The 1,517-nt window shown below is 56.1% G+C and carries 2 protein-coding genes; one reads left to right on the top strand and one right to left on the bottom strand.

What is annotated here, in order from left to right:
• The first annotated feature begins 222 nt into the window (after positions 1-222).
• Positions 223-861 (top strand): TetR/AcrR family transcriptional regulator, encoded by a 639-nt coding sequence (locus tag V6C07_RS08610; RefSeq protein WP_333535986.1) that lies wholly within the window; start codon positions 223-225, stop codon positions 859-861.
• 317 nt (positions 862-1,178) lie between these two features.
• On the opposite strand, the gene V6C07_RS08605 is transcribed toward V6C07_RS08610, so the two are convergent.
• Positions 1,179-1,517: hypothetical protein (locus tag V6C07_RS08605; RefSeq protein WP_333535985.1), on the bottom strand; the 339-nt coding region annotated here is incomplete at its 5' end.

Below are 1,517 nucleotides of genomic sequence, written 5' to 3'. Positions count from 1 at the left end.
ATGGGGCTGCGCCCGCTTCAGGCCATGCAGGCAGCGGGCATAGCGGTGTATCACAACGCCGGTCTGCCCAGCGTAGGCTCCTGTCTTGATGCTTTTGCCGCCGGCAAGCTGGCGGCTTTCGGCACAGAACACCTGTGCCAGGGCGGGTGCGCGCCGGAAGAGTAATTTTCTACGCACGCATGGCCGGTTTTTCGGCCATCATACATCGAGTGCAGGGACGCCATGAGCAATACAGTGAAAACTGACGGCAAGGCCCCTGTAACCGCCATACCTTCCGAACATTCCCCCCTTGTGGCGGATCAGGGCAGGCAAACCCGCAACGCGGCCCAGACCAGACATAGAATATTGCTGGCAGCCCGTAGCCTTTTTGCCAATAATAACTACGAAAGCGTGGGTACACGAGAAATCGCGGCCAAGGCCGGCGTCAATGCCACGCTTATCAACAGATACTTCGGCTCCAAAAAGAAGCTTTTTGTGGCCGTGGTGGAATCATTGCATGAATTGATGCCTCCGAGAGGCGTGGAAGCCGATGTGGCCGATATGCTGGATCAGGCTGTGAACAGCATTGTGCACGAAGGAGAGCACGGTCCGTGGCTGGATGAGTTTAGGATAATTCTTTTCTCAGCCCTTGATCAGGAAGTATCTGATATTATAGCTGACTTTTTTGAAAAAAGACGCAAGGGGCTGGCACGGCGATTATCCGGTCCTGATGCTGCCGCCAGGGCGGATGCGGTTTTTTCGCTTCTGACGGGGGCCGCAATTATTGTGAGTCTGCTGTGCGGCAAGAAGGAAAATGACCTGGATCAGAAAGAGTTTCGCAAACAGCTTGGCCGGGTGCTGGCCCCGCTGCTTGCCGGGTGACAGCGCGGAACAGAACAGCCAGAGGCGGTGCAGCCGGGATATATTGTCCCGCCTGCGCCGCCTCTGGCTGTTTCATGCGTCATGCCGTCGCGCTGCCGGTGCTTTGTGACGCGCCGGGGCGTCTGCCGGGCGTCTTTAGAGCAGATTAACTTTGATAATATACATTCTCAAAGTTTGATGCACGCTCACTTCGGCGTTTAACCGCGCAAATAAATTGCGCTTACGCCTTCGCTGCGGGCGTCTGCTCGCGCAGCCGCCAGAGCAATTTCAAAGTGAAATTGCTCTAGTCATGGCGCGGGTGTGTGCGTTGTCGTGCCTCAGTTGAAGATGCCGCTCTGGCGCATAAGTTCCTGCCCGTTGGCCAGCGAGGGCAGCAGGGTTCCCGCCATGATGCAATAGTGTACGGCCACCGGGCGAAACGAATAGCGCGGTAAAACAAAAATAAAGACAAAGCACAGGGCTGCGATAACAAAAACAAAAATATTGGCTGGTTGCGAACCCCAGGGAATATTTTTGAAATGCAGAAACGCATAGATGCCCCAGCAAAAGATCATGGCACAGGCAAACAGGGTGTTGAACAGCGGGTGGCTGCGCCAGCTGGCAAGGTAGGCGGCGATCATTGGCCCGCCCGTGCCGTCATGGGGCCAAGCCCGCCA

Source organism: Desulfovibrio sp. 1214_IL3152, assembly GCF_036763055.1.
In the GTDB taxonomy this organism is placed as follows: Bacteria; Desulfobacterota; Desulfovibrionia; order Desulfovibrionales; family Desulfovibrionaceae; genus Desulfovibrio.
The sequence above is the reverse complement of the archived record's forward strand: the minus strand, read 5'-3'. Positions and strand labels throughout refer to the sequence as shown.